25 protein-coding genes are annotated in these 24,872 nt (G+C 68.4%); 20 read left to right on the top strand and 5 right to left on the bottom strand.

Annotation, left to right across the window (positions count from 1 at the left end; all coding sequences use genetic code 11):
- Together J7E45_RS04965 and J7E45_RS04960 are read left to right on the top strand one after the other, a co-directional pair.
- Positions 1–1,125, top strand: a complete 1,125-nt coding sequence (locus J7E45_RS04965) for a hypothetical protein (RefSeq protein WP_215067579.1) — start codon at positions 1–3, stop codon at positions 1,123–1,125.
- A complete protein-coding gene (locus J7E45_RS04960) occupies positions 1,109–2,305 on the top strand; it encodes a hypothetical protein (protein ID WP_215067577.1) in 1,197 nt (398 codons plus the stop codon). The genes J7E45_RS04965 and J7E45_RS04960 overlap by 17 nt, the downstream gene beginning before the upstream one ends.
- Positions 2,306–2,327: 22 nt before the next feature.
- On the opposite strand, the gene J7E45_RS04955 is transcribed toward J7E45_RS04960, so the two are convergent.
- Positions 2,328–3,533: a class I SAM-dependent methyltransferase gene (locus tag J7E45_RS04955; protein WP_205829223.1), complete on the bottom strand. Its 1,206-nt coding sequence runs from the start codon at positions 3,531–3,533 to the stop codon at positions 2,328–2,330.
- Positions 3,534–3,696: 163 nt separating this feature from the next.
- On the opposite strand from J7E45_RS04955, the gene groES reads away from it, so the two are divergent.
- From groES to J7E45_RS04940, 3 genes are all read left to right on the top strand, one after another.
- Positions 3,697–3,993, top strand: a complete 297-nt coding sequence (groES, locus tag J7E45_RS04950) for a co-chaperone GroES (protein WP_028502311.1) — start codon at positions 3,697–3,699, stop codon at positions 3,991–3,993.
- A gap of 183 nt (positions 3,994–4,176) precedes the next feature.
- Positions 4,177–5,109, top strand: a complete 933-nt coding sequence (gene rarD / locus J7E45_RS04945) for an EamA family transporter RarD (RefSeq protein WP_215067575.1) — start codon at positions 4,177–4,179, stop codon at positions 5,107–5,109.
- A 144-nt stretch (positions 5,110–5,253) separates the two neighbouring features.
- Entirely contained in the window at positions 5,254–6,507 is a 1,254-nt protein-coding gene (locus tag J7E45_RS04940; protein ID WP_091034977.1) for an ABC transporter substrate-binding protein, read from the top strand.
- 207 nt (positions 6,508–6,714) lie between these two features.
- Here the strand turns inward: J7E45_RS04940 and J7E45_RS04935 are convergent, their stop codons facing one another.
- The 4 genes from J7E45_RS04935 to J7E45_RS04920 are packed head-to-tail and all read right to left on the bottom strand — an operon-like array spanning position 6,715 to position 10,821.
- Positions 6,715–7,506 (bottom strand): ABC transporter ATP-binding protein, encoded by a 792-nt coding sequence (locus tag J7E45_RS04935; protein ID WP_251053477.1) that lies wholly within the window; start codon positions 7,504–7,506, stop codon positions 6,715–6,717.
- Positions 7,503–8,498 carry an ABC transporter ATP-binding protein gene (locus J7E45_RS04930; protein ID WP_205829191.1) on the bottom strand — a complete coding sequence of 332 codons (996 nt, stop codon included), beginning with the start codon at positions 8,496–8,498 and terminating at the stop codon, positions 7,503–7,505. Before J7E45_RS04930 ends, J7E45_RS04935 begins: the two co-directional genes overlap by 4 nt.
- Entirely contained in the window at positions 8,488–9,465 is a 978-nt protein-coding gene (locus J7E45_RS04925) for a branched-chain amino acid ABC transporter permease (RefSeq protein WP_091034972.1), read from the bottom strand. The genes J7E45_RS04930 and J7E45_RS04925 overlap by 11 nt, the downstream gene beginning before the upstream one ends.
- A 3-nt stretch (positions 9,466–9,468) precedes the next feature.
- Complete coding sequence (locus tag J7E45_RS04920) at positions 9,469–10,821, bottom strand: branched-chain amino acid ABC transporter permease (RefSeq protein ID WP_374225446.1); 1,353 nt, start codon at positions 10,819–10,821, stop codon at positions 9,469–9,471.
- A gap of 251 nt (positions 10,822–11,072) precedes the next feature.
- Here J7E45_RS04920 and guaB point away from each other — a divergent pair, with 251 nt between their 5' ends.
- From guaB to J7E45_RS04845, 15 genes are all read left to right on the top strand, one after another.
- Positions 11,073–12,575, top strand: a complete 1,503-nt coding sequence (guaB, locus tag J7E45_RS04915) for an IMP dehydrogenase (protein ID WP_215067564.1) — start codon at positions 11,073–11,075, stop codon at positions 12,573–12,575.
- 92 nt (positions 12,576–12,667) lie between these two features.
- A complete protein-coding gene (locus tag J7E45_RS04910; protein WP_091034964.1) occupies positions 12,668–12,982 on the top strand; it encodes a DUF2277 domain-containing protein in 315 nt (104 codons plus the stop codon).
- 144 nt (positions 12,983–13,126) lie between these two features.
- Positions 13,127–14,170 (top strand): response regulator, encoded by a 1,044-nt coding sequence (locus J7E45_RS04905; protein ID WP_091034962.1) that lies wholly within the window; start codon positions 13,127–13,129, stop codon positions 14,168–14,170.
- Positions 14,170–15,159, top strand: a complete 990-nt coding sequence (locus J7E45_RS04900; protein ID WP_215067562.1) for an ATP-grasp domain-containing protein — start codon at positions 14,170–14,172, stop codon at positions 15,157–15,159. Before J7E45_RS04905 ends, J7E45_RS04900 begins: the two co-directional genes overlap by 1 nt.
- Positions 15,156–15,869, top strand: coding sequence for a PHP domain-containing protein (locus tag J7E45_RS04895; RefSeq protein WP_215067560.1), 714 nt, complete (start codon positions 15,156–15,158; stop codon positions 15,867–15,869). The genes J7E45_RS04900 and J7E45_RS04895 overlap by 4 nt, the downstream gene beginning before the upstream one ends.
- Positions 15,869–17,356, top strand: a complete 1,488-nt coding sequence (locus J7E45_RS04890; protein ID WP_215067558.1) for a glycosyltransferase — start codon at positions 15,869–15,871, stop codon at positions 17,354–17,356. The genes J7E45_RS04895 and J7E45_RS04890 overlap by 1 nt, the downstream gene beginning before the upstream one ends.
- Complete coding sequence (locus tag J7E45_RS04885; RefSeq protein WP_215067556.1) at positions 17,353–17,496, top strand: hypothetical protein; 144 nt, start codon at positions 17,353–17,355, stop codon at positions 17,494–17,496. The genes J7E45_RS04890 and J7E45_RS04885 overlap by 4 nt, the downstream gene beginning before the upstream one ends.
- Positions 17,493–17,840 carry a response regulator gene (locus J7E45_RS04880; protein ID WP_215067554.1) on the top strand — a complete coding sequence of 116 codons (348 nt, stop codon included), beginning with the start codon at positions 17,493–17,495 and terminating at the stop codon, positions 17,838–17,840. Before J7E45_RS04885 ends, J7E45_RS04880 begins: the two co-directional genes overlap by 4 nt.
- Complete coding sequence (locus tag J7E45_RS18160; RefSeq protein WP_215067552.1) at positions 17,837–19,642, top strand: cell wall metabolism sensor histidine kinase WalK; 1,806 nt, start codon at positions 17,837–17,839, stop codon at positions 19,640–19,642. The genes J7E45_RS04880 and J7E45_RS18160 overlap by 4 nt, the downstream gene beginning before the upstream one ends.
- Positions 19,643–19,679: 37 nt before the next feature.
- On the top strand, positions 19,680–19,928 hold the full coding sequence (locus J7E45_RS04870) for an AbrB/MazE/SpoVT family DNA-binding domain-containing protein (protein ID WP_215067550.1): 249 nt from the start codon (positions 19,680–19,682) through the stop codon (positions 19,926–19,928).
- Positions 19,925–20,290 (top strand): type II toxin-antitoxin system VapC family toxin, encoded by a 366-nt coding sequence (locus J7E45_RS04865; RefSeq protein ID WP_215067548.1) that lies wholly within the window; start codon positions 19,925–19,927, stop codon positions 20,288–20,290. Before J7E45_RS04870 ends, J7E45_RS04865 begins: the two co-directional genes overlap by 4 nt.
- 102 nt (positions 20,291–20,392) lie before the next feature.
- On the top strand, positions 20,393–20,944 hold the full coding sequence (locus J7E45_RS04860) for an OsmC family protein (RefSeq protein WP_215067546.1): 552 nt from the start codon (positions 20,393–20,395) through the stop codon (positions 20,942–20,944).
- Positions 20,945–21,022: 78 nt separating this feature from the next.
- A complete protein-coding gene (locus tag J7E45_RS04855) occupies positions 21,023–22,711 on the top strand; it encodes an ABC-F family ATP-binding cassette domain-containing protein (RefSeq protein WP_215067544.1) in 1,689 nt (562 codons plus the stop codon).
- Positions 22,712–22,804: 93 nt separating this feature from the next.
- Positions 22,805–23,920 carry a GuaB3 family IMP dehydrogenase-related protein gene (locus J7E45_RS04850; protein ID WP_091034943.1) on the top strand — a complete coding sequence of 372 codons (1,116 nt, stop codon included), beginning with the start codon at positions 22,805–22,807 and terminating at the stop codon, positions 23,918–23,920.
- A gap of 58 nt (positions 23,921–23,978) precedes the next feature.
- A complete protein-coding gene (locus J7E45_RS04845; protein ID WP_215067542.1) occupies positions 23,979–24,737 on the top strand; it encodes an SURF1 family protein in 759 nt (252 codons plus the stop codon).
- Positions 24,738–24,872 lie beyond the last annotated feature (135 nt).

Here is a 24,872-nt window from a genome sequence, read left to right as displayed (position 1 = left end):
ATGCTCGAGCCGGAGGAGTCGGAGGAGCTGCGTTCCCTGCAGGCGCGGGCGTACGGTCGTGATTCCGCGCTCACGGAGGCCGAAGCCGAACGTCTTCGGGAGCTGGAGGAGCGCCGCGTCGCACCGGCCGCCGAGAGCGGATCCGCGGAGCGCGTCGTCGCCGGACCACCCGTCGAGGATTCGGAGTCTGCGGCGAAGTCAGCGGGAGCCGACGATGCCGCCGATGAAATCGATGCTGCCCCTGCCGGAGTGCCGGCGGGCGAACCCTCGGCAGACGTCGAGGACGGAGCATCGTCCGCATCGTCGTCCTGGCGCTCTGCGCTCTCCACACTGCGTCCTCGCTGGCGCCCGGTCGCCCTGGCGGCGGTCGTGGTGCTCGCGATCGGAGTGGGGATCGGCTGGCTCGCGTTCGGTCGATCCGGCGCCGCAGCGGTGGAGTTGACCGCCGATCAGCAGGGATGGCAGAACGATCTCGTCGCGACCGGTGTGTACGATCCCGGATCGATCCGCGCGCTCGGCGTCGAGGAGGATGTGGTCATCTGGACGGCGACGAAGGGCGGCCAGGAGCGCACCTGCCTGATCCTGGGCACGGGTGAGGCGACGGTTCCGACCTGCGAACGCACCGAGATGATCGCCGCGACCGGCATGTACGGCTCGATCTCGGTCAAGGGCAAAGGGGACCTGCAGCGCGAGGTCAGCGCGCAGATGCTCTTCACCGCGTCGGGCGAACCCGCAGTCGCGGTGAGCGCCTACGACTACAACACGAGCGAGAGCGGCATCACCTACGCGAACGAGGCGGAATCGGAGACGGCGGCCCGGCTGTCGGAGAACGGCTTCGAGGCCGGCTCGCTCTGGGTGGTCGGCTACGACCGCGACGTGCCGGTCTGGACCGCCGTGCAGACCGAGTCGCAGAACCAGTGCCTCATCTACGACGGGTCGACGGATGAAGCCCCGATGGCCTGCGCCGACCCGGAGACCATGCAGGAGCAGGCCTCGGGCCTCGTGCTCAACGTCGTGGACGCCGAGACCGGAGCAGTGACGTCCCTCGAGATGATGTCGAACCGGGGGCCCGGGTATCTGACCATCACCCGGGAGGGAGATGCCTCGGGTGCCGTCGGGGACTGAGGCCGAAGAGCTTCGGGTCCTGCAGCGAAAGGCCTATGGCCGGAGTGGACTGCTGACCGAGGCGGAATCGCAGCGTCTGCGCGCGCTCGAGGATTCGCATCGCTCGAGCTCTGCCGTCGTTCCACCCGAGCGGATCGAGCCCGGCGGAGAATCCGGCAGCGCTGGCGGGCCGACGAGACAGGATCAGGCGGAACGGGTGATCGGGCTCGTCGATGAAGCGCTCCCGGTGTCCGATGCCGCCGACGTTGCCGCCGGGAGAGACCCACAGGACGCTCCGGACTCGCAGGCATCGCCGACGTCGACGCCGATGCCGACGACGGCTCGAGGTGTGACGCGCCGTCGGGCGATGGTGACGTCGATCGCCACGGCCGCCGTCCTGCTCGCGATCGGGGTCGGCGTCGGCTGGGGACTGTTCGCACCGCGGGCCGCGAGCATCCCGTTGACGCAGGAGCAGCAGCAGCGCCGGGGAGAGCTGGCCACGGAGGCGTTCGATCCCGGGTCCATCCGCGCGGTGGCGCAGGACGAGGATGCACTGGTCTGGTACGCGACGAAAGACGAAGGATCGGACGCCTGCCTGATCCTCGACGTCGGCGTGCAGTCGCAGACCAACTGTCTCGCCGCGGAAGAGACGGAGCGTGGCTTGTCCACATCGCTGACGCTCCCGGGAGACACGGGTTCCGACACGATCCACGCCACGATGCTCCTCTCGACGGCGGGGGAGCCGCTGGTCGCGATCCAACGATGGGGCGGGATCGATTCGCTCGTGGCCCAGTTCCCCGAAGAAGTGCGCGACCGAGCGGAATCGCTCACCACGGAGGGGTTCGAGCTCGGCCTCTCGATGGTGGGTACCTTCCGAAACGCGCCGGTGTGGCTGGGGGATCGGCTGTCGGATGCCGGAGCGACGGAGCGATGCCTGATCGTGGATGCCGCCGGTCCCGTGGTGTGCAAGCCCTCAGAGACCGCATTCGCGGAGGGCCTCACCGTGAAACTCGAGACCGTCGATCCCTCGGGCGCGCGGGTCTCGACCGCCGCGCTCGACCTGCAGTTCACGGGCCAGCTGACGCCGTACCTGTCCGTCTCCGTCGAGTCCGCGGTGCCCGGCGTCGAGAACGACCCCGTCGTGATCCAGGTCTCGCCGGGTGAGCAGATCGAGGTCGAGGACCCGAGCGACGGCGGCTGACCCCGGCGGGGCTCGGCGACGGTCAGCTGGCGGCAGGAACCCGATCGGCGAGGATCGCCCGCCGCTGATCGCCGATGCGCGCGAGGATCAGCGTGGCCTCCTGATCGCCGCGCAGCACGAGCTTCTTCCGGAACGCCGCGGGGTCGATGTCGACTCCGCGCTTCTTGATCTCGATGCGACCGATGCCGTGCGCCTGGAGAGCGGCGCTGATCGCCTTGGGGTTGGCGGGCAGGGTCTCGCGCACGCGGAACGACTGCACGAACGGGCTCGTCAGCGCGGCATCCGACGTGAGGTAGGCGATGTGTTCGTCGAGCATCCCGGCGTCGAGGCTCCGGGCGACATCGCCGATCAGACGGGCGCGGATCACGGCGCCGTCGGGCTCGTGCAGGAAGGCGCCGAGTTCGCGCACGGGCTCGTCGGCGACGTCGGCCGGCGCAGTCATCTCGTGTGACCGGTCATCGCGGATCACGAGCGCCGAGCGTCGCACGCCTTCTCTGGCGAGGGCGGCGCTCCACACGACCAGCTCGACGACGCTGCCGTCGGCGCTCACCCACTGCGCCTCGGCGTCGGCGGGAAGAGCGTCGCGGTCGTGGGCGGGGCCGAGCTTGATGCCCGTCGGCACGCGCGCGGCGACGTCGAACGCCCAGTCCAGCGAGGGGGAGTAGTCGTCGGCAGAGACACGACGGGTCTCGCTGTGCCCGGAGGTGCGCCGCGCCGGGTCCATCCAGATCGCGCGCGCGGCCGACGCCTCCGCGCCCTCGAAGGCGTCTTCCGCCGTGCCGTGCCGCACCACCGCACCCTCACCGAACGGGGCGAGGTTGTAGGCCGCGATGGCGGCGGTCACCTCGTCGGCATCGACGGCGAGCACGTCGAGTCCGGCTCCGGCGAACGCGAGTGCGTCGCCGCCGATCCCGCAGCCGAGATCGGCCACGGCCGTGAACCCCGCGCTGCGGATCCGCTGGGCGTGCCGTGCGGCCACACCGAGCCGCGTCGCCTGCTCGAGCCCGGCTCTGGTGAACAGCATCCGCGCGGCGAAGGGGCCGAACTTCGCCGTCGCCTTGGACCGCAGGTGCGCCTGGCCGACCACCGCCGAGACCAGTTCGGGGGAGTGTCCGGCGGCACGCAGCCGCGACACGGCCCGCGCGACGTCGGCGGTCGACCCGATCGTCCCGACCGCGTCGAGCAGTTCGAGACCGGCGGGGGTCAGCAGGGCACGCAGCTCGGACATCTCCACGCCCTCAGCCTAATTCCCGCTCGCGTCGGTGAATCGCGGTGTGGGCTGGCACTCGCATTGCATGAGTGCCAGCCCAGCGCATAGACTGGATTAGCACTCTCGGGTTGAGAGTGCGAACAAGTCTTTCGTGTCAGTGTCAAGAAAGAAGAGGTAGACCGTGTCGGTTTCCATCAAGCCGCTCGAAGACCGCATCGTCATCCAGCAGGTCGAGGCCGAGCAGACCACCGCGAGTGGCCTGGTCATCCCCGACACCGCCAAGGAGAAGCCCCAGGAGGGCGAGGTCGTGGCTGTCGGCCCCGGCCGCATCGACGACAACGGCAACCGCGTTCCGATCGACGTCGCCGTCGGCGACCGTGTCCTGTACAGCAAGTACGGCGGCACCGAGGTCAAGTTCGGCGCAGACGAGTACCTCGTCCTGTCCGCTCGCGACGTCCTGGCGGTCGTCGTCCGCTGATCTGCTGAACCCGGTTCCGCCGCTCTCGAAGAGGCGGTGCCCAGGTCCTCGAAGGGGGCTCGGATGCTTCGGCATCCGGGCCCCCTTCTGCATCCCGCCATCGAGCATCCGATTCCTGCCGAACTCCGCGAGGACGGCTCACCGTCGCTCTTCGGACCGTCGACGCGGGCATAGTGTTGTGCGGTGACCCCCGAGACGACCCGCGCCACCCAGACCGCCGGAGTCGCCTACGCCGGAGCCGCCTATCTCCTCTGGGGCGTGCTCCCGCTCTATTTCCTCCTCCTGGTTCCGACCGGTCCGTGGGAGGTCGTCGCGTGGCGGGTGCTGCTGTCGTTCGTCTTCTGCATCCTGCTGCTCACGGTCACGCGCGGCTGGGCGCCGTTCGGCGTGATCCTGCGGCAGCCGAAGCTGCTGGGATGGACTGCGCTCGCGGGTGTCCTGATCTACATCAACTGGCAGGTGTTCCTGATCGGAACGCTCAGCGACAACGTGGTCGAGACGAGCCTGGGCTACTTCATCAACCCGATCACCACGGTGTTGCTGGGTGTCTTCGTCTTGAAAGAGCGCATCCGCAGACTGCAGTGGGCGGCGATCGCCATCGCCGCGATCGCCGTCGTCGTGATCATCGTGGCTTATGGCGACTTCCCGTGGATCGCGCTCTCGCTGACCGCGTCGTTCGGGGTCTACGGGCTCATCAAGAAGAAGATCGGCCCGGCGGTGGACGCCGTCAGCGGGCTGACCCTCGAATCGTTCTGGCTGATCCCGATCGCCGTCGTGCAGCTGATCGTGGTCGCGACGACTCCCGCGGGCATCACGATGGGCGGCAACGGGTGGGTGCACGCGGTGCTGCTGGCCTTCGCCGGTGTGGCGACTGCCGTGCCCCTGCTGCTGTTCGCGGCGGGAACCCGCCGGATCAACCTCACGGTGATCGGGATGATCCAGTTCATCACCCCGGTGATGCAGTTCCTCATCGGCGTCGCGATCCTGCACGAGCCGATGCCGCCGGAGCGCTGGGCCGGGTTCATCATCGTCTGGATCGCGATCGGCGTCTTCGTCGTCGACCTGCTGATCGCCGCCCGTCGAGGACGCAGGATCGCGCAGCCCGAGCGGGTGTGAACTGCGGTTCTCCGGCCCCGGAATCCCGGTATCGGATCGTTAACGCACCGAGATACTTGCACCCCCTGTGGGCGGGCATCACGCCCTAGTGTTAGAGCACTCGCCCGTGGTCACAATCCACGTTCAGTTACGCAAGGGAGCACCATGAACGCAATGAAGGGTTCGCGCACCGCGAAGGTCTTCGCAGGGATCGCTTTGATCAGCGCATCCGCCATCGTCATCGCCGGCTGCAGCAGCACGCCGAACGCCGAGCCCAGCGAAGGCGGTGAGAAGCCGGCCGTCGATCTGACGCTCAAGCTCGGCTCGCTGCTTCCCGCGACCGGCTCGCTCGCCTTCCTCGGCGCTCCGATGGAAGCCGGCGTGCAGCTGGCTGTCAACGAGATCAACGAGGCCGACGCCGGCGTGACCATCGACCTCACCACCGCCGACGAGGGCGACCTCGACAACAAGGCGTACGAGACCTCGATCACCAACCTCCAGAACGAGGGCATCACTGCGATGGTCGGCGCCGCGTCGTCGAGCGTCACCAAGCTCATCCTCGACGGCAACGCCGGCGCGGGTATCCTCACCGTCTCGCCGTCGAACACGTCGCCGGACTTCTCGGGCATCAACCCGCTGTACTTCCGCACGGCACCGAGCGACAACCTGCAGGGCGAGGTCCTCGGCAACCAGATCGCCGAAGACGGTCACAAGACCCTCGGCATCATCTACCAGAATGACCCCTACGGCACCGGTCTGTTCGAGGCCATCAAGTCGACGTTCGAGGGCACCGGCGGCGAGGTCGTCGCCGATGCATCCTTCAACCAGGGCGACGGTCAGTTCAACGCTCAGGTGTCTGAGATCGCGGCCGCCAAGCCCGACGCCGTCGCGGTCGTCTCGTACGACCAGTTCGCGACCATCGCGCCGCTGCTCGGCAACGCGGGTGTCGACACGGGCTCGCTGTACCTCGTCGACGGCAACCTGAAGGACTGGGGCACCGACGTCTCGGTCAACCTCGAGGGCTCGAAGGGAACCCGCGCCGGTGCTGAGCTGCCGCAGGACTTCCTCGACCAGCTCAACGAGGTCTGGACGGCCGACGGCAACGACCCGATCGACGCCGTGACCTACTCGGCTGAGGCCTACGACGCCGTCATCCTCATGGCGCTGTCGGCTCTGGCTGCCGGCTCCGTCGAGGGTGCCGACATGGCTGAGCAGATGGGCACCGTGTCCGGCGGCGGCGACAAGGGTGAGAAGTGCACCACGTACGCCGAGTGCGCCGACATCATCAACGGCGGCGGCACGGCGGACTACGACGGTCTCTCCGGCGAGATCACGTTCGACGAGAACAACGACCCGAAGGGCGCCGCGATCGGCGTCTACGAGTTCGGCGCCGACAACACCACCACGCGCCTCAAGTAAGCGCACAGACGGGGCCCCGGATGCTCGGCATCCGGGGCCTTCGTCGTCCCCGCCGCCGGTTCATCCGTCGGGAGTTCGCACGGATGTCGGGAGAAACGCCGATCGAGTACCCGACGGATGCACGAACTCCCGACGGATGCTCTCACGCACGTCGGGGAAACGAAGAAGGGGGATGCCGCGTGGCATCCCCCTTCTGCGTGACGCGGCTCAGGCGGCGTCGGTGCCGAGTGTGCCGAGGTAGAGGCCGATGACCTTGGGGTCGTTCAGCAGCTCGCGCCCGGTGCCCTCGTAGGCGTCCTTGCCCTGATCGAGCACATAGCCGCGGTCGCAGATCTGCAGGCAGCGGCGCGCGTTCTGCTCGACCATGATCGTCGTCACGCCCGCCTTGTTGATGTCGGAGACGCGGATGAAGGCATCGTCCTGACGCACGGGGGAGAGGCCAGCCGACGGCTCGTCGAGCAGCAGCACCGACGGATCCATCATCAGCGCGCGCGACATGGCGACCATCTGCCGCTCACCGCCGGAGAGGGAACCTGCGCGCTGCTTGAGGCGCTTGCCCAGCTCACCGAAGATGCTGCTCACGAACTCCAGACGCTCGGCGAAGATCTTGGGGTTCTGGTACAGCCCCATCTCCAGGTTCTCCTGGATCGTGAGCGACGGGAACACGTTGTTCGTCTGCGGCACGAAGGCCACGCCACGGCGCACGAGCTTGTCGGCCTTGAGCCCGACGATGCTCTCGCCCTTCACCGTGACGTCGCCCGAGCGGATCTCGACCATGCCGAAGATCGCCTTGAGCAGCGTCGACTTGCCGGCGCCGTTCGGGCCGATGATGCCGATCAGCTCGCCCTTGTGGGCCACGAGGTTCGCGCCGTTGAGGATGTTCACCCCGGGCAGGTACCCGGCGTGCACATCGTTCAGCTCGACGATCACGTCGTCGTTCTTGATCTCGTTGCGCTCAGTGGGTGCGGGCGCGGGCGTGGGGGCGGATGCGTCGGTCATGCCTTCTCCTCCTCGACGTCTTCGGCCTCGACTTCGGCCTCGACCTCGGTCTCGATCTGCTCCCGGATGCGGACCGCGTCCTCTTCCGAGATCACCGGAAGGCGGCCCGTGACGGCCCCGAGGTCGACGTCCTGGTGTGCGCCCAGGTAGGCGTCCACGACGGCCGGATCCTCCATGACCTGGTCGGGCGGCCCCTCGGCGACGACACGGCCTTCCGCCATCACGACCACCCAGTCGGCGATGTGGCGGACCATATGCATGTCGTGCTCGACGAACAGCACCGTCATCCCCAGATCCTTGAGGTCGAGGATGTGCTCCAGCAGCGACTGCGTGAGCGCGGGGTTCACACCGGCCATGGGCTCATCGAGCATGACGAGCGTCGGGTCGCTCATGAGCGCGCGGGCCATCTCGAGGAGCTTGCGCTGACCGCCCGAGAGCGATGCGGCGAAGTCCTGCTCCTTGGCATCGAGCTTGAAGCGGGTGAGCAGCTCGTGCGCGCGCGCCTCGATCTCCTGATCCTGCTTGCGCCAGAGGAAGGGGAACAGCCCCGCCCAGAAGCCCTCGCCGCGCTGGTCCTTCGCGCCGAGCTTCATGTTCTCGAGCACGGTCAGCAGCGACAGCGACTTGGTGAGCTGGAAGGTGCGCACCTGTCCCATCCGTGCGACCTTGAATGAGGGGATGCCGGAGAGGTTCTTCCCGTCGAACGACCAGGTGCCGGCGTTCGGCTTGTCGAAGCCGCACAGCAGGTTGAACAGGGTCGTCTTGCCGGCGCCGTTCGGGCCGATCAGTGCGGTGATGGCTCCGCGCGGGATCTCCAGGTGGTCGACATCGACCGCGGTGAGACCGCCGAAGCGGCGCTCCACGGCATCGGCGATGAGGATCGGGTCGACCTTCTTGACGCCGGGCGCGGCGGGACCGGCGGCCAGGCCCCCGGTCTTGGCGCGGGGCGTGCTCTTCGCGGGCGTGACCACCGCGTCGTCATTACTTGACAAAGGTCATCTCCCTCTTGTTTCCGAGGATGCCCTGCGGGCGGAAAATGACGATCAGCATCAGCACGACGCCGATCACGATGTACCGCACGACGTCGGCCTGTGCGCCGGACATCGGCAGGTACCCGGCGTTCGCCATCGCGGGGAGGAGCGCGCCGAGGAAGGCGAACACCACCCAGAACAGCACCGCGCCGAGCGTCGGTCCGAGCACGGTGGCTGCGCCGCCGAGCAGGAGGATCGTCCACAGGAAGAAGGTCAGCGACGTGGAGTAGCTGCCGGGGATCACCGCGGACGGCAGGATGAAGATGATGCCGCCGAGGGCGCCGATCACACCACCGACCACGAGCGCCTGCATCTTGTAGGCGAAGACGTTCTTGCCGAGCGAGCGCACCGCATCCTCGTCTTCGCGGATGCCCTTGAGCACACGGCCCCACGGGCTGCGCATGAGCGCCCAGACCACGAGCACGGCGATCACGAGCGCGATCAGTCCGACCACGCGCACCCATAGATCGGTCGCGTTGTAGGTCCATGGGCCGAAGCCGTAGGTGCCCGGGGGGAAGGGGTTCGAGTCGCGGAAGCTCTGGTGATACCCGGAGAGTCCGCCGGCGGAGTTGGTCCAGTCCTTGAAGAGCTCGGTCACGAACATGAGCCGCACCACCTCGGCGGCGGCGATGGTCGCGATGGCGAGATAGTCGGCGCGAAGACGCAGGGTCGGGATACCGAGGATCAGCGCGAACGCCGCCCCGCCCAGCATGCCGACGAGGACGCCGGCCCACCACGGGAACCCGAAGGTCAGGATCGAGATCGCGTAGCCGTAGCCGCCGATGGCCATGAACGCGGCCATACCGAAGTTGAGCAGGCCGGTGTAGCCGAAGTGCACGGCGAGGCCGGTCGCCGCCAGGGCGTACGCGATCGTCGTCGGGCTGAAGAGATAGGAGGCGGTGTTGCCGAAGATGCTTCCGAAGTCCATGTGTCAGCCCAACCTTTCCTTGCGTCCGAGGATGCCTTGCGGCCGCACCAGCAGAATGATGATCAGCGCGACGAGTGCCGTGGCGTACTTGAGGTCGGACGGCACACCCAGCAGGGTCGACACCTCGACGGCGAGGCCGACGATGATCGAGCCGATCAGGGCGCCGATCGCCGAGCCGAGGCCACCGAGCGTGATCGCGCAGAACATCAGCAGCAGCATCTGCATGCCCATGTCCCACTTCACCCCGGGGCGGAAGTACGCCCACAGGATGCCGGAGATCGCGGCCAGGGCGCCCGCGAGGATCCACACCGTGCGGATGACCTTGTCGACGTCGATGCCGGATGCCGCGGCCAGCTGCGGGTTGTCCGAGATGGCCCTGGTCGCCTTTCCGGTGCGGGTCCTGGTGAGGAAGAACGCGACACCGAGGATCACGATGATGCTCGTCCCCATCGCGATCATGTCGATGTACGACAGCGAGATGGGGCCGAGGCGGATGGGCTCGGGGCTCGCTCCCGGCAGCTGGTAGGTGTTGCCGCCGATGAAGTACTGCATGCCGTAGCGGAGGGCGAGGGAGAGGCCGATGCTCACGATCATGAGCTGGACCACCCCGAGGCCTCTTCGGCGCAGAGGTTTCCAGATCCCGGCATCCAGCGCCCACCCGAGCGCGGCTCCGCCGATGACGGCGGCGATGATGCCGAGCCAGAGCGGCAGATGCCAGAACGTCGTGCAGAGCAGCGCGACGACCGCACCCCACGTGACCATCTCGCCGTGGGCGAAGTTGGAGAGGCGGGTGGTGCCGTAGATGAGCGCGGCGCCCATCGAGGCGAGTCCGAGGAGGAGACCGAAGTTCAGGCCCCCGACGATGCGCGACAGGAGCTGATCGAGGAACGACACGGTCACCCGCTCGCCCGCTCCGAGGAAGAAGTTGACGATCTTGGTGCCGGTGAGGCCGAACTCGAGCTCGAACGACGCGGTCGTCCCCGACACGGGCTGGATGCCCTCGGGGAGCTGCGTCGCATCGACGATGACCCCCTTCGGCAGCGTGGATTCATCCACCGTGAGGGTGTACGTCTCCATCTCCGGCACGTAGAGGCGCCACTTGCCGTCGGCGTCGGTCTCGGTCTCGGCTTCGAAGCCGTTGCCCTCGATGGACATGACGACGCCTTCGACCGGCTCATCCGCGTTGGTGACGACACCGGCGAAGTAGAAGTCCGTGACCTCCTGCCCGTCGTCCGTCGTCTCGGCCGAGGCCGATGAGGGGGGCAGGAACAGGAACGCCATGAGCGCCATGAGGATACCGAGGCAGATGACGGCCCAGGGGCGCCTTCGCTGCACGGCGATTGTTGTGGGTCCCACGCAACCTCCACTGTGAGTGCTGTCACTGCGGCATCGGGTATGAACCGCAGGGATGGACGACGCATTTGAGCGTAGTGTGCGATCCCCGAATCACCTACGGTCGCGGTCAACGGTCCGATAACGGCGGGCTCCGGGAATGTTCTCGGGCGCGTCGCGCTTAGAATCTTCATACGGGCCGTGGCCCCGCAAAGGCCGACGTCGACCACCCCCCTCGCACTCGGACATGCGCGACTCGCGCAGAAGGAGAATCCATGGAACAGCACGATCCCTTCGGCTTCGTCGGACTGACGTACGACGACGTGCTGCTCCTGCCGGGGCACACCGACGTCATCCCCAGCGAGGCCGACACCTCGTCGCGGATCACCCGCCGCATCTCGGTCGCCACCCCGCTGCTGTCGAGCGCGATGGACACGGTCACCGAATCCCGCATGGCGATCGCGATGGCGCGCGAGGGCGGCATCGGCATCCTGCACCGCAACCTCTCCATCGCCGACCAGGCCGCGCACGTCGACCGCGTCAAGCGCAGCGAGTCGGGCATGATCACCGACCCGATCACCACGACGCAGGACGCGACCGTCGAAGAGGTCGACAACCTGTGCGCCAAGTACCGCATCTCGGGACTGCCGGTGGTCGACGACGACGGCAAGCTCGTCGGTATCATCACGAACCGCGACATGCGCTTCGTCTCGGGCTTCGAGCGTCAGAGCACGTTCGTCAAAGACGTCATGACGAGCGAGAACCTCGTCACCGCCTCCGTCGGGGTGGCCGCCGGCGAGGTCATCGCCCTGTTCGCGAAGCACCGCGTCGAGAAGCTGCCGCTCATCGACGAGAACGGCAAGCTCGCGGGCCTCATCACCATCAAGGACTTCGACAAGAGCGAGAAGTACCCGCTCGCCACCAAGGACGACCAGGGGCGTCTGCGTGTCGGTGCCGCGATCGGCTTCTTCGGCGACGCGTGGGAGCGCGCCGAGGCGTTGCGCGACGCCGGTGTCGACGTCCTCGTGGTCGACACCGCCAACGGACACGCGCAGGGTGTCATCGACATCGTGCGTCGTCTGAAAGCCGACCCCTCGTTCGAGCACATCGACGTCATCGGCGGTCAGGTGGCGACGCGCGAGGGCGCGCAAGCTCTCATCGACGCAGGCGTGGATGGTCTCAAGGTCGGCGTGGGCCCGGGGTCCATCTGCACCACGCGCGTCGTCGCCGGCGTCGGCGTGCCCCAGGTGACGGCTGTCTACGAGGCCTCCCTCGCAGCCCGACCCGCCGGCGTCCCCGTGATCGCCGACGGCGGCTTGCAGTACTCGGGCGACATCGCCAAGGCGCTCGTCGCCGGGGCGGACGCCGTGATGCTCGGCTCCCTGCTCGCGGGCACCGATGAGTCGCCGGGCGAGATCGTGTTCCGCTCCGGCAAGCAGTTCAAGCAGTACCGCGGCATGGGCTCGCTGGGTGCGATGCAGACCCGCGGCAAGCAGACCTCGTACTCCAAGGACCGCTACTTCCAGGCCGACGTCCCCAGCGATGACAAGCTGATCCCTGAGGGCATCGAAGGGCAGGTGCCGTATCGCGGCCCGCTCGCCGCCGTCGCCTATCAGCTGGTCGGCGGACTCCGCCAGTCGATGTTCTACGTCGGTGCCCGCACGATCGAAGAGCTCAAGACGCGTGGCAAGTTCGTGCGCATCACCTCGGCGGGACTCAAGGAGTCGCACCCGCACGACGTGCAGATCGTCGTGGAAGCGCCGAACTACAAGAAGTGACGTCGGATCCCGACGGGATCCTCGCAGAGGGGCCGGATGCCGCGCGCATCCGGCCCCTTCCGTCTGTCCAGGGCGCGGCGTAGCGTGCCGGTATGTGCCGAAACATCGTCCCGCTGAACAACCTCGAGCCCGCCGCGACCGATGACGAGTGCCACGACGCGGCCCTCCAGTTCGTCCGGAAGATCTCCGGAGCGAACGCACCGTCGCGTGCGAATCAGGCCGTGTTCGACCGCGCCGTCGCCGAGATCGCACAGGCGACGAGAGCCCTCCTCGACGAGCTCGTCACGACCGCGCCGCCCAAGAATCGCGACGAGGAGGCGACCAAGCGCCGCGCCCGCTCCGCCGAGCGCTACGAGGCGATCCGGGTCTACCAACAGGAGAAGAAGGCCGCTGCCGCGAGGTCGTGATCCGCGCGGGCCCGGGTGGCGAACGGGCTATGCCAGAATCGACATACCCCGCTCGACTTTCCCAGCGGTCCGGTGTTGAAGGCACCGAGATCGCACTCGCCGATCCCCATCGGTCAGGGAACCTCCCCAAGGAGAGCTGTACAAATGCCTGAGGATGCTCCCAGAGTCCTCGTCGTCGACGACGACGCCGACGTCGCCCTGCTCGTGAAGACCGTGCTCGAGAGGCGGGCCGGCTGCATCGTCGACGTCGCCGAAGACGGGCGGGCCGCCGTCGAACGCGTGGCGCAGGTGCGCCCCGACGTCGTCGTGACCGACATCGAGATGCCCGGACTCAACGGACTCGAACTGCTCGCCGAACTCCGGCGCACGGTTCCCACCGTGCCCGTCGTGGTGATGACCGCCCACGTGTCGGTCGAGTATGCGGTCTCGGCACTGCGCGCACAGGCGGACGAGTTCCTCACCAAGCCCCTCGACAACGCCAAGCTCGTCGAGTCGGTCATGCGACTGGTCGAGGAAGGACGCCGTCGCCGGGAAGAGGCGCGCCCGACGGAGCGCGTGCTCGCGATCGGCGCCCATCCCGACGACGTCGAGATCGGGGTCGGCGGACTCCTCGCCGCTCATTCTCGGGCGCAGGACGAGATCACGATCCTCACCCTGTCTCGCGGGGCCCGCGGCGGCGACGCCGCGAGCCGACAGGACGAATCGCTGGCGGCGGCGGAGATGCTCGGCGCCCGGCTGTTCCTGAAGGACCTCGTGGACACCGAGATCTCGGGCGGCGGCTCGACGGTGCGCCTCATCGAGGAGGTCGTGCAGGAGATCCAGCCGACCATCGTCTATACGCACTCGAGCAATGACCGGCACCAGGACCATCGCGCCGTGAGCGAGGCCACGATCGTGGCGACGCGCCGTGTGGGCACGGTCGCCTGCTACCAGAGCCCGTCGTCGACGATCGATTTCCGCCCCACCCGGTTCGTGCGGATCGATCAGTATCTCGACGACAAGCTCCGGCTGCTCGAGCGTTTCGGCTCGCAGACGGCGAATCGTGACTACCTCGCTCCCGAGTTCGTCACCGCGACCGCGCGGTACTGGTCGCGGTTCGGCGGCGGAACAGCCGTGGAACCCCTCGAAGTGGTGCGCGAGACGGCCGAGTTCATCGGCGCCCACGAACTCAGCCGACGGGAGAGCTGATGACCAAACGTGTCCTGGTGACCGGAGCGGGTGGGCCGGCCGGAGTCGCCGTGATCCGATCCCTCCTTCGCCGATCCGATCTGACCGTGTTCGCCGCCGACATGGACGGCTGGGCGAGCGGCATCTATCTGGTGCCACCGGCGCAGCGTCGCCTGGTCCCTCCGGGGCGGGATGACGACTTCGTGCCGGCGATCGCGCGGATGGTCGAGACCGATCGGCTCGATCTCGTGATCTCCACGGTCGACGTCGAGCTCATCGCTCTGGCCGAGCGACGGGACGAACTGGCACCCGCCGTGCTCGCCGCGCCGTCGGCGGACACGCTGAACACGGCGTTGGACAAGCTCGCGCTCGCCGAACGGTGCGCGCCGACCGGTCTCACTCCCCGCACGGTCCTCGCCGGACCCGACGCGCAGGCCGTCGACTGGGAGTTCCCGGTCTTCGCCAAGCCGCGCCAGGGCGCCGGCAGTCGCGGCGTGCGTCTCGTGCCCGATCGTGCGGCACTCGAGGCACTCCCCACGGACGAGGGGCTGATCGTGCAGGACTTCCTTCCGGGGGAGGAGTACTCGGTCGACGTCATCGCGGATGCGACGGGTCACGTGGTCGCCGCGGTGCCCCGCACCCGTGCCCGGGTCGACTCCGGGGTCGCCATCGCCGGACGCACCGTGCAGGACCCGGAGCTCGAAGAGGCGGCGGCATCGATCGCCCGCGCCATCGGACTCGTCGGCGTCGCGAACGTGCAGCTGCGCCGGGACCGCGCCGGCCGGGCCGTGCTGCTCGAGGTCAATCCGCGCTTCCCCGGCGCGCTGCCGCTGACGATCGCGGCCGGTGTCGACATCCCGTCACTCGTGGCCGACCTGTTCCTCGGACGCGAGCTGCCGGTGCGCGTTCCGTTCCGCGAAGTCGCGTCGGTGCGCTTCCTCGAAGATGTGATCGTCGAGGTCGACGACCTGCTGGTCTCCGAGCACGCGGGTCATCAGGAGGAGCTGTGACCCACGCCGTGCTGCGCGGCGATCACCACGTGCACTCGACCTTCTCGGACGATGCCGTCTCGACGCTCGCCCAGAACGTCGATGCCGCGGTCGCGGCCGGGTTGACCACGCTGCGTCTCGTCGACCACGTGCGTCAGAGCACCACGTGGGTGCCCGAGTACCTGGCCGCCGTGCGCGCGCTGCGGGTGCCCGATGGACTCACCGTGCTCTCGGGCGTCGAGGCCAAGATCCTCGATGCCGCGGGGGTGCTCGACATCCCGGTGCTGCCGGAGGGCATCGACCGGATCCTGATCGCCGACCACCAGTTCCCCGGGACGGACGGCCCCCTCGGCCCCTCGACCGTGCGCGATCGGATCGCCGCGGGGTGGGCCCCGGACGACGTGCTGGATCAGTTCGTCGACGCGCTCATCGCGACCATGCGTCGGTACCCCGGGAATCAGCTTGCGCACTGCTTCTCGATCCTCCCCAAGATCGGTCTGTCCGAGCTCGATCTCGGCCCGGAGCGCACGCAGGCGTGGGCGCTCGCCGCGGCGCAGACCGACACCCTGGTCGAGGTCAATGAGAAGTGGGGGTGCCCCGGCGTCGAAGCGCTGTCGGCCCTCCGCCGCGCCGGGGGAGTGATCGTCGCCTCCACCGACAGCCACGACGCCGCCGAGGTCGGCCGCTACTCCCGTGTCATCCCGCTGCTCGACGAGGTGGAGGCCACCTGATGGCCGATCTGACCTGGCTGCAGACCGTGTTCGTGGTCATCCTCCTGCTGTGCGTCCTGGTCGGCACGCTGCCGGTCATCAACACGGGATGGCAGTTCCTCATGCTGCCCGTGCATGCGTTCCGCAATCATTACGGCAAGGCCGCGCCGTACCACCCGAACGTCGCCGTGATCATCCCGGCGTGGAACGAGGGGCTCGTGATCGGGCCGGCCATCGAGCGGCTGCTCCAGCTGGAGTACCCCGCGGAGCGCCTGCGCGTGTTCGTCGTCGACGACGCGTCCAGCGACGACACGCCCGCCATCGTCGCGGCGAAGGCCGAAGCCCACCCCGGCCGCGTCGTGCACCTGCGGCGCGAGAAGGGCGGCGAGGGCAAGGCGCACACGCTCAACCACGGCCTGGACGTGGTGCTCGCCGATGCCTGGACCGAAGCCGTGCTCATCATGGATGCCGACGTGATCTTCGCGCGCGACTCGCTGCGCAAGCTCAGCCGGCATCTCTCCGACGAGAAGGTCGGGGCGGTGACCGCGTACATCGCCGAGGGCAGCCGCGACCGCAACTACCTCACCCGGTTCATCGCCATCGAATACGTGATCGGCCAGCTCTCCGCCCGTCGGGTGCAGAACGTCGGCGGCGCGATCGCGTGTCTCGCCGGCGGCGCCCAGCTGCATTCGCGGGCCAACCTCGAGGCGATCGGCGGGCGCATCCCGACGGGGACTCTCGCCGAAGACACGATGACCACGTTCGAGGGCCAGCTCAAGGGCCGCCGGATGGTCTTCGAGCCGCACGCCGTCGTGCTCGCCGAAGAGCCGCGGACCATCGACAGCCTGTGGAAGCAGCGACTGCGCTGGGCCCGCGGAAACGTGCAGCTGACCTCGATCTACCGCAAGCTGTGGTTCCGTCCGAGTCGCGAGCACAACCTGGGCAGCTTCACGTTCGGGCTGGCGTGGTTCACCATCCTGCTCCTGCCCGCGTTCATGCTGCTCGCTGCGGCGGGAATGCTCGCTCTGCTCTTCCTGCACAGCGACATCGCGGAGTTCGTCTTCCGCGTCATGTGGATCTCCGCCGCCTGCGTCTACCTGTACTCGATGCTGTATGCGGTGCAGCTCGATCCGCGAACGGGCCGGCGCTCCTGGCGCGAGGCGATCATGTTCCCGGGACTCGGGGCGCTCATCCTGATGGCCATCGCGCTGTTCCCCTGGGCATTCGAATCCGGCCTCGAAGCCGTCGGGCTGGATCTCACCGACGAGACGCGCATCCTCTGGGCCGTGATCTTCTATCTGTGGGGGCCGATCTCCATGCTCGGGATCTGGCTCGCGCGCGCGGTCGAGAAGCTCCCCGGCGGGCGGTTCTTCGCCGGGCTCCTGCTCTACATCTGCGGTTACGGCTCCCTGCTGTGCGCCATCACCGTGGACTCCTACATCAAAGAGTGGCGTCGTGCGGACGCCTCCTGGATCAAGACCGAGAAGATCGGACGCGTCGACTCATGAACGCTGCACCGTCACCCGAAGCCGAACGGGAGGAGATCGTCGCGGATGCCCGACGCGAGCGACGACTGATCCCGCAGGCAGTCCTCGCCCTCGCTGTCGTGGCCGTCGTGGTCGTCGTGCGAGAGCTGTTCCTTCGATGACCGGGAGGCCGTTGGCCCTCGTCGTCGAGGACGCTCCCGACCAGGCTGCGCTCCTGCGCCGCTATCTCGACCGTGAGGGCTTCGACGTCTTCATCGCGCACGACGCCGAGTCGGCGATCGCGGCCTTCCCGGACATCGATCCCGTGGTCGCCGTGCTCGATCTGCTGCTCCCGGGGATCTCCGGGCAGGCCTGCGCGCGCCTCGTGCAGGAGCGGTTCCCCGACTGTTTCCTCGTGATCAGCTCGGTGCTCGATGCTGCCGACTACCCGCCGGCGGATGCCGCGCTGCCGAAGCCGATCACGGGCGCTGACCTGCATCGCATCGTGGAGCAGGTGAAGCAGTGAGGGCGACGCCGCTCGACCGCGCAGAGAACCGCTGGTATCAGGTCTTCGACAACCCGAGCCCGCTGCTCAAGCAGGCGCCGACGGTCATCGCCACGGTCGTCGCGGCGATCCTGACCTGGTGGGTCCCCGACCTTCCGTTCACACATGTCATGCCCGCGGTGGCAGGGATCGCCGTCGTCCTCGCAGCCACTGTGCTCGCCGCCGTGCTCACGACGCGGGGGATGCATGACGGCTGGGCCGTGTTGCTCATCCCCATCGTCGATATCGTCGGTCTCGGTCTCTTCCGCACCGGCACAGGCGGCGCCACCTCGCTCTTCTCCTCGCTCGTGCTCCTGCCTGTGGTCTGGTTGGCCGCGGCCCCCGGCATCCGGTGGGTGTTCGTCGTCGGCGGATTGACCTCGATCGCGCTCCTGATGCCGTACTTCACGAACCCACCGGACACCTCAGTCGAGTGGCTGCGCGGGGTGGTGGGTCCGCTGGTGTTCTCCGCGGTGGCCGCGGTCATCAACCAACTCTCCCGACAGCAGCGCATGCGCGTCGAGCAGGCGGAGGAGCTCGTCGTCGAGCGCACCAGAGCGTTGTCGGAGAACGTGGCGATGATCGTGCAGTTGCGCGACAAGGAGCGTCAGTACCGCGAACTGCTGGACTCCTTCGAGAGTCTGTGGGCGTCGATCACGGCGCAGGCGGTGGTCGCGACGGACTGTGGCGGGAAGATCACGGCGTGGAACCCCGGTGCCGAGCGCCTGCTGGGGCTGTCGGCCGAGGAGGCCCGCGACGACGTGCGCGTCGACCGCTTCTTCTCGACGGCCGTCCTGTCGAGGCTGGCTGCCGACAACGCCGACCGTCCGGGCCCGGAGCACGAGCTTCTGCCCGGCTATGCGGATCTCTCGCCGGGAATCCAGGCGCTGTTCGCCCAGGCCGACGCCGGCCTCCCGGTCGACGGTGACATCGAGGTGACGACCGCGGGCGGTACGACGGTTCCCGCTCGGGTCACCGTCACGCCGCACAAGGACGTCGCCGGCGCGCAACAGGGATACCTGTTCGTGCTCACCGACGAGACCAGGGCGGTCGAGGTCGCGCGCATGAAGGACGAGTTCGTCGGGATGATCTCCCATGAGCTCCGCACGCCGCTGAGCGCGATCATCGGATTCCTCGATCTGCTGCAGAACGATCCAGGCCAGCCGCTCACCGAGGATCAGCACGAGTTCGTCGGCATCATCGAGCGCAATGCGAAGCGTCTGCTCAATCTGGTCGGCGATCTGCTCTTCACCGCGCAGGTCGAGTCCGGGAGGTTCCCGCTCGAACGGCAAGAGGTCGATATCGCCGAACTGGTCCGATCCGCTGTGGTCTCGGCGGGCCCGCATGCGCAGCGTGAGGGGATCGAGATCGAGGCGGAGGTAGGTGCCGACGCGATCCCCCTTCTGATCGACTCCGGACGGATCGGTCAGGCTCTCGACAACCTGCTGTCCAACGCGATCAAGTTCACTCCGCGTGGTGGGCGCGTCAATGCGCGAGTCCGCCTGGTCGACGGGGGAGTGGAGCTCGCCGTGCAGGACACGGGCATCGGTATCCCGGAAGACGAGCAGGGGATGCTGTTCACCCGCTTCTTCCGCGCGTCGACCGCGACGAGCAATGCCGTGCCGGGCGTGGGGCTCGGGCTCACGATCACCCGGGCGATCGTCCTGGCGCACGGCGGGAGCATGGATGTCACCAGCCAGGAGGGCGTGGGCACCGAGTTCCGCTTCGTCCTGCCATCGGCACCCCGCACCGAGGTGCTGGCGAGCGTGAGTCGCGCCGACTGAGATCCCACCGCGGGAGCGCGAGTGGTACCGTGGGGTCATGGATACCACATTCGTTGCGCCGATGGGTGATCGCGGTCGACTGGTCGTACCCGCTGAGCTCCGCAGCCGCCAGCATTGGGAGCAGGGTGTGCCGCTGCTGATGATCGAGACTGCGGGTGGGGTCATCCTGGTCACCCGCGAGCAGGCCAAGGCCCTCGTCAGGTCTCAACTGGAAGGCAAGGACGTTCTGGAATCGCTTCTCGCCGAACGTCGGGCGGCCGCGAGCTCCGAGGACGCCGCTGCGTGATCGTCCTGGATGCGTCCGCACTCCTCGCATTCCTGCAGGGCGAACCCGGAGCCGATCGCGTCGAGGAGGTTCTCGACGAAGCGGTGGTCGGAGCGGCGAACTGGTCCGAGGTCGCGCAGAAGGTGCGCGCCTCCGGTGCCGACTGGGGCGTGGCGTCCGGACTGCTGCTCAGCTATCGACTGCGCGTCGAGCCGGTGTCGCACCGTGACGCCGAGGAGGCGGCCCGGTTGTGGAAGCGCGGGAGCGGCCTTTCGCTCGGCGATCGGCTGTGCCTCGCGGTAGCGGCGCGTCTCGACGCGGTCGCGCTCACGGCGGATCGCGCCAGGGGCGAATCCGATCGCGTCGAGCAGCTCCGGCGATGACCTGAACCGCGGAGCATCGCATTCGTGACGCTCCGTGTCCGGGTGTGAAGCCGGATGACGGGGCTCATGCCGCCTGAGCACAGGGATCGTTACCGTCGGGCCATGACTCTTCTCCAGGACCAGCTCGCCGGCATCGCTGATGTGACTCCCGCCGAGCGCTCGCAGCGACTCACCGACGCGGGAACCGCATGGAACGAGCGGATCGCCGCGGATGCCGCGAACGCACAGCTCACGTACCGCGTGAGCGGGCGGGGCATCGGCTCCGTCGCCACGGAGATCCGCGCGGGCAAGCACCGGTTCCTGGTCGACGAGCCTGGCGCGCTGGCCGGAGACGACGTCGCGGCGAGCCCCGTCGAGTACGCGCTGGGTGCGCTCATCTCGTGTCAGGTGGTCGTGTACCGTCTCTACGCGCAGGCGCTCGGTCTCACGATCGATGAGATCGAGATCACCGCGGAGGGCGACCTCGATGTCCGCACGCTCTTCGGCATCGACGAGTCGGGGAGGGCGGGCTTCCACGATGTCCGGGTCTCGGTCGACATCACTGGACCGGACAGCGCCGAGCAGTACGAGAACCTGCGCACCGTCGTCGATGCGCACTGCCCCGTGTTCGATCTCTTCGCGGCGCCCGTGCCGATATCGAGCGCTCTCGCCTGAGCGCGGTTCGGTGCGTGGCGTCCACGCCTGATAGCCTGGTCGGCTCGGCATGCGCGGGCGGAAGGACGGCCACGCACCGTGGGCTACATCGATGTCTCCAGCGTCTCGCTGACGCTCCCCGACGGCAGACCGCTTCTCGACGAGGCGACTTTTCGGGTCGGCGCCGGCTCCACCAGCGCCCTGATCGGACCGAACGGGGCGGGCAAGACCACCCTGCTGCGGATCATCCGCGGCGATCAGGCGGCCGATGACGGCGTCGTGACCATCGACGGCGGACTCGGCGTCATGGATCAGTTCGTCGGTCACGGCGAGGCGGGCGAGACGGTGCACCAGTTGCTGACGCGCGTCGCCCCGGCCCGTATTCGCGCGGCGGCCGAAGCTCTCGAGGCCGCCGAGAACGCACTGATCGAGCGCGACGAGCACGACACGCAGATGGCGTACGCGTCGGCGATCTCCGAGTACGCGGACGCCGGCGGCTACGAGCACGAGACCGTCTGGGATCAGTGCACGGTCGCAGCACTCGGCGTGCCTTTCGAGCGGGCGCGATATCGCGAGCTCACGACGCTCTCCGGCGGTGAGCAGAAGCGGCTCGCGCTCGAAGCTCTGCTGCGCGGACCCGACGAGGTGCTGCTGCTCGACGAGCCGGACAACTACCTCGATGTGCCGACCAAGCGGTGGTTGGAGGAGCAGCTTCGGCAGACGCCCAAGACCGTGCTGCTCGTATCGCACGACCGGGAGTTGCTCGCCCGTGCCGTGGACCGGCTGATCACGCTCGAGCCGGGAGGCGCGGGCGCCACGGCATGGGTGCACGGTGGAGGGTTCGCCACCTACCAGCAAGCGCGGACCGACCGGATGGACCGCCTCGACGAGCTGCGTCGCCGCTGGGATGAGCAGCACGAGAAACTGCGCACCCTGGTCGCGAATCTCAAGGTCAAGGCGTCGGCGAACGACGGCTTCGCTTCGCGCTATCAGGCGGCGCAGACCCGCCTGCGCAAGTTCGAGGAGGCGGGTCCACCCGAGGAGCGCCCGCCCGCGCAGGACTTCGACATGCGTCTGCGCGGCTCCCGCACCGGCAAGCGCGCCGTCGTCGCGCAGCGGCTCGAGCTGACCGGGCTCATGCGTGCTTTCGATGCGGAGGTCTGGTACGGCGACCGGGTCGCGGTGCTCGGGTCCAACGGATCGGGTAAGTCACACTTCCTCCGGCTGCTGGCCCGCGGCGGTAGCGACCCCGATGCCACGCTCGGTCATGTCACGTCGACCGGAGAGCAGGTGAGCGCGGTGGCGCACACCGGCACGGCGACTCTCGGTGCGCGCGTCGTTCCCGGACTGTTCGCGCAGACCCATGCGCACCCCGAGTTCGTCGGGCGCACGCTGCTGGAGATCCTGCACCGCGGCGACGACCGTCGTGCGGGGATGCCTCGGGATGCCGCGAGTTCGGCGCTCGACCGGTACGGGCTCGTGCGGCAGGCGCAGCAGACGTTCGACTCGCTGTCGGGCGGGCAGCAGGCGCGGTTCCAGGTGCTGCTGCTCGAGCTCTCCGGGGCGACGCTGCTGCTGTTGGACGAGCCGACCGACAACCTGGACCTGGAGTCCGCCGAGGCGCTGGAGCAGGCGCTCGCTCGGTTCGAGGGAACCGTGCTGGCGGTCACCCACGACCGCTGGTTCGCCCGGTCGTTCGACCGCTTCCTGGTCTTCGGGTCGGACGGTGACGTCTATGAATCGGGCGAACCCGTGTGGGATGAGAAGCGGGTGGCTCGCGCCCGCTGACGGCGCGGGTTCAGGACGCGGAATGGCTCCCGTGCTCGGATCCACCTCCCCGCACGGAGGCGTCCGGCCGCCGGGTAGGCTGGAGGGGTGACCATGGAGATCGAGCTCGGCCGAGGAAAGCGCGCACGTCGCGCGTACACGTTCGATGACATCGCGGTGGTGCCTTCTCGGCGCACGCGCAACCCGGAGGACGTGTCCACTGCCTGGACGATCGACGCCTTCGGTTTCGGCATCCCGGTGCTCGGAGCCCCCATGGACTCGGTCGTCAGCCCGCAGACGGCGATCATGCTGGGCCAGCTGGGCGGACTGGGTGTGCTCGACCTCGAGGGTCTGTGGACCCGGTACGAGAACCCGGAGCCGCTGCTCGCCGAGATCGCCGGTCTCGACGAGGCAACGGCCACGGTCCGCATGCAGGAGCTGTACTCCGAGCCGATCAAGCCCGAGCTCATCACTCGCCGCCTCGCCGAGATCCGCGAGGCCGGCGTCACGGTGGCGGGCTCGCTCACGCCGCAGCGCACGCAGGAGTTCTACGACACGGTGGCTCGTGCGGGAGTCGACCTGTTCGTCATCCGCGGCACCACGGTCTCGGCCGAGCACGTGTCCAGCGTCGCCGAGCCCCTGAACCTCAAGAAATTCATCTACGACCTCGACGTCCCCGTCATCGTCGGCGGAGCCGCCACCTACACCGCGGCCCTGCACCTCATGCGTACCGGAGCAGCCGGAGTGCTCGTCGGCTTCGGCGGGGGAGCGGCGTCCACGACCCGCGCGACCCTCGGCATCCACGCGCCGATGGCGACTGCCGTCTCCGACGTCGCCGCCGCGCGACGCGACTACCTCGACGAGTCCGGCGGCCGCTACGTGCACGTCATCGCCGACGGGGGAGTCGGCACCTCCGGCGACATCGTCAAGGCGCTCGCCATGGGAGCGGATGCCGTCATGCTCGGCGTCGCGCTGGCCCGTGCCACCGACGCGCCGGGACGCGGATTCCACTGGGGTCCCGAGGCCCACCACCCGAAGCTCCCGCGCGGTCGTCGGGTCGAGGTCGGCGGCATCGGCACGCTCGAAGAGATCCTCTACGGCCCCGCGCCGGTCGCCGACGGCACCGCGAACCTGATCGGTGCGCTGCGGAAGTCGATGGCGACCACCGGATACTCCGACCTCAAGGAGTTCCAGCGGGTCGAGGTCGTGCTCGCGCCGTACGAGGCCTGAGGTTCAGCGCACCACCGTGACGACACCTGCTCTGTTCCCCCCGACCCTTCGTGAGGTCATGCTCCGGGGACGCTGGATCGGCATGCTGCTGCTCTGCCTCCTCGTCGCCGGTGTGTTCGCCTGGCTCGGCCAGTGGCAGCTCGAGCGCGCGATCGAGACCGATCCGCCGGACCCCGGCGCGACCGAGCAGGTGCAGCAACTCACTGACGTCCTCGAGCCGGCGCAATACCTCCCGGAGCCCCTGGTGGGACAGCGGGTGGAGACCTCCGGTGCGTGGGTTCCCGAGGACTTCATCGTCGTGTCGAGCCGGTTCAACGACGACGTCGAAGGCTACTGGGTCACCGGTCAGCTGCGCGTCGACGAGCGCACCTCCATCGCGGTCGCGATCGGATGGGCGCCGGATCGGTCCACCGCCGACGCGGCGGTGGAGGAACTCGAGGCGGGTGCCGACGGCTCTCCTGTCGATATCACCGGGCGCATCATCTCGGACGAGGGCCCCAAGGTCCCCCCGCACTCCGATCCCGCACAGCTGGACAGGATGTCGCCCGCCGCGCTTCTCAGCCGCTGGCACGACATCGAGCAGCTCGACGTCTACCGCCCCTACCTGGCTTCGACCACCGCGTCGGCCGGGCTGGTCGACATCTCGTCGCCGGCCCCCGAGGAGATGTCGCCGGTGAACTGGCTCAACGTCTTCTACGCCGTGGAATGGGCGATCTTCGCCGGGTTCGCGTTCTACCTCTGGTATCGCCTCGCGAAAGACGCCTGGGAGCGCGAGGTCGAAGAGTTCGAAGACGCTGCGGCCGCGGAAAGCGTCTGATCGATCCGCGCATCCGCGCGCGATTCGGTGCGCAATTGCGTGCCGTCGCCTCGCGATAGCGACCTTCGTCAGGGGTCGTCGAGGCCATCCGGTGAGCGCTGGATGTCGAATCGGAAAACTCCGTTGAGGATGTCC

This window comes from Microbacterium sp. ISL-59 (genome assembly GCF_018613945.1).
GTDB lineage: Bacteria > Actinomycetota > Actinomycetes > Actinomycetales > Microbacteriaceae > Microbacterium > Microbacterium oxydans_B.
The sequence above is the reverse complement of the archived record's forward strand: the minus strand, read 5'-3'. Positions and strand labels throughout refer to the sequence as shown.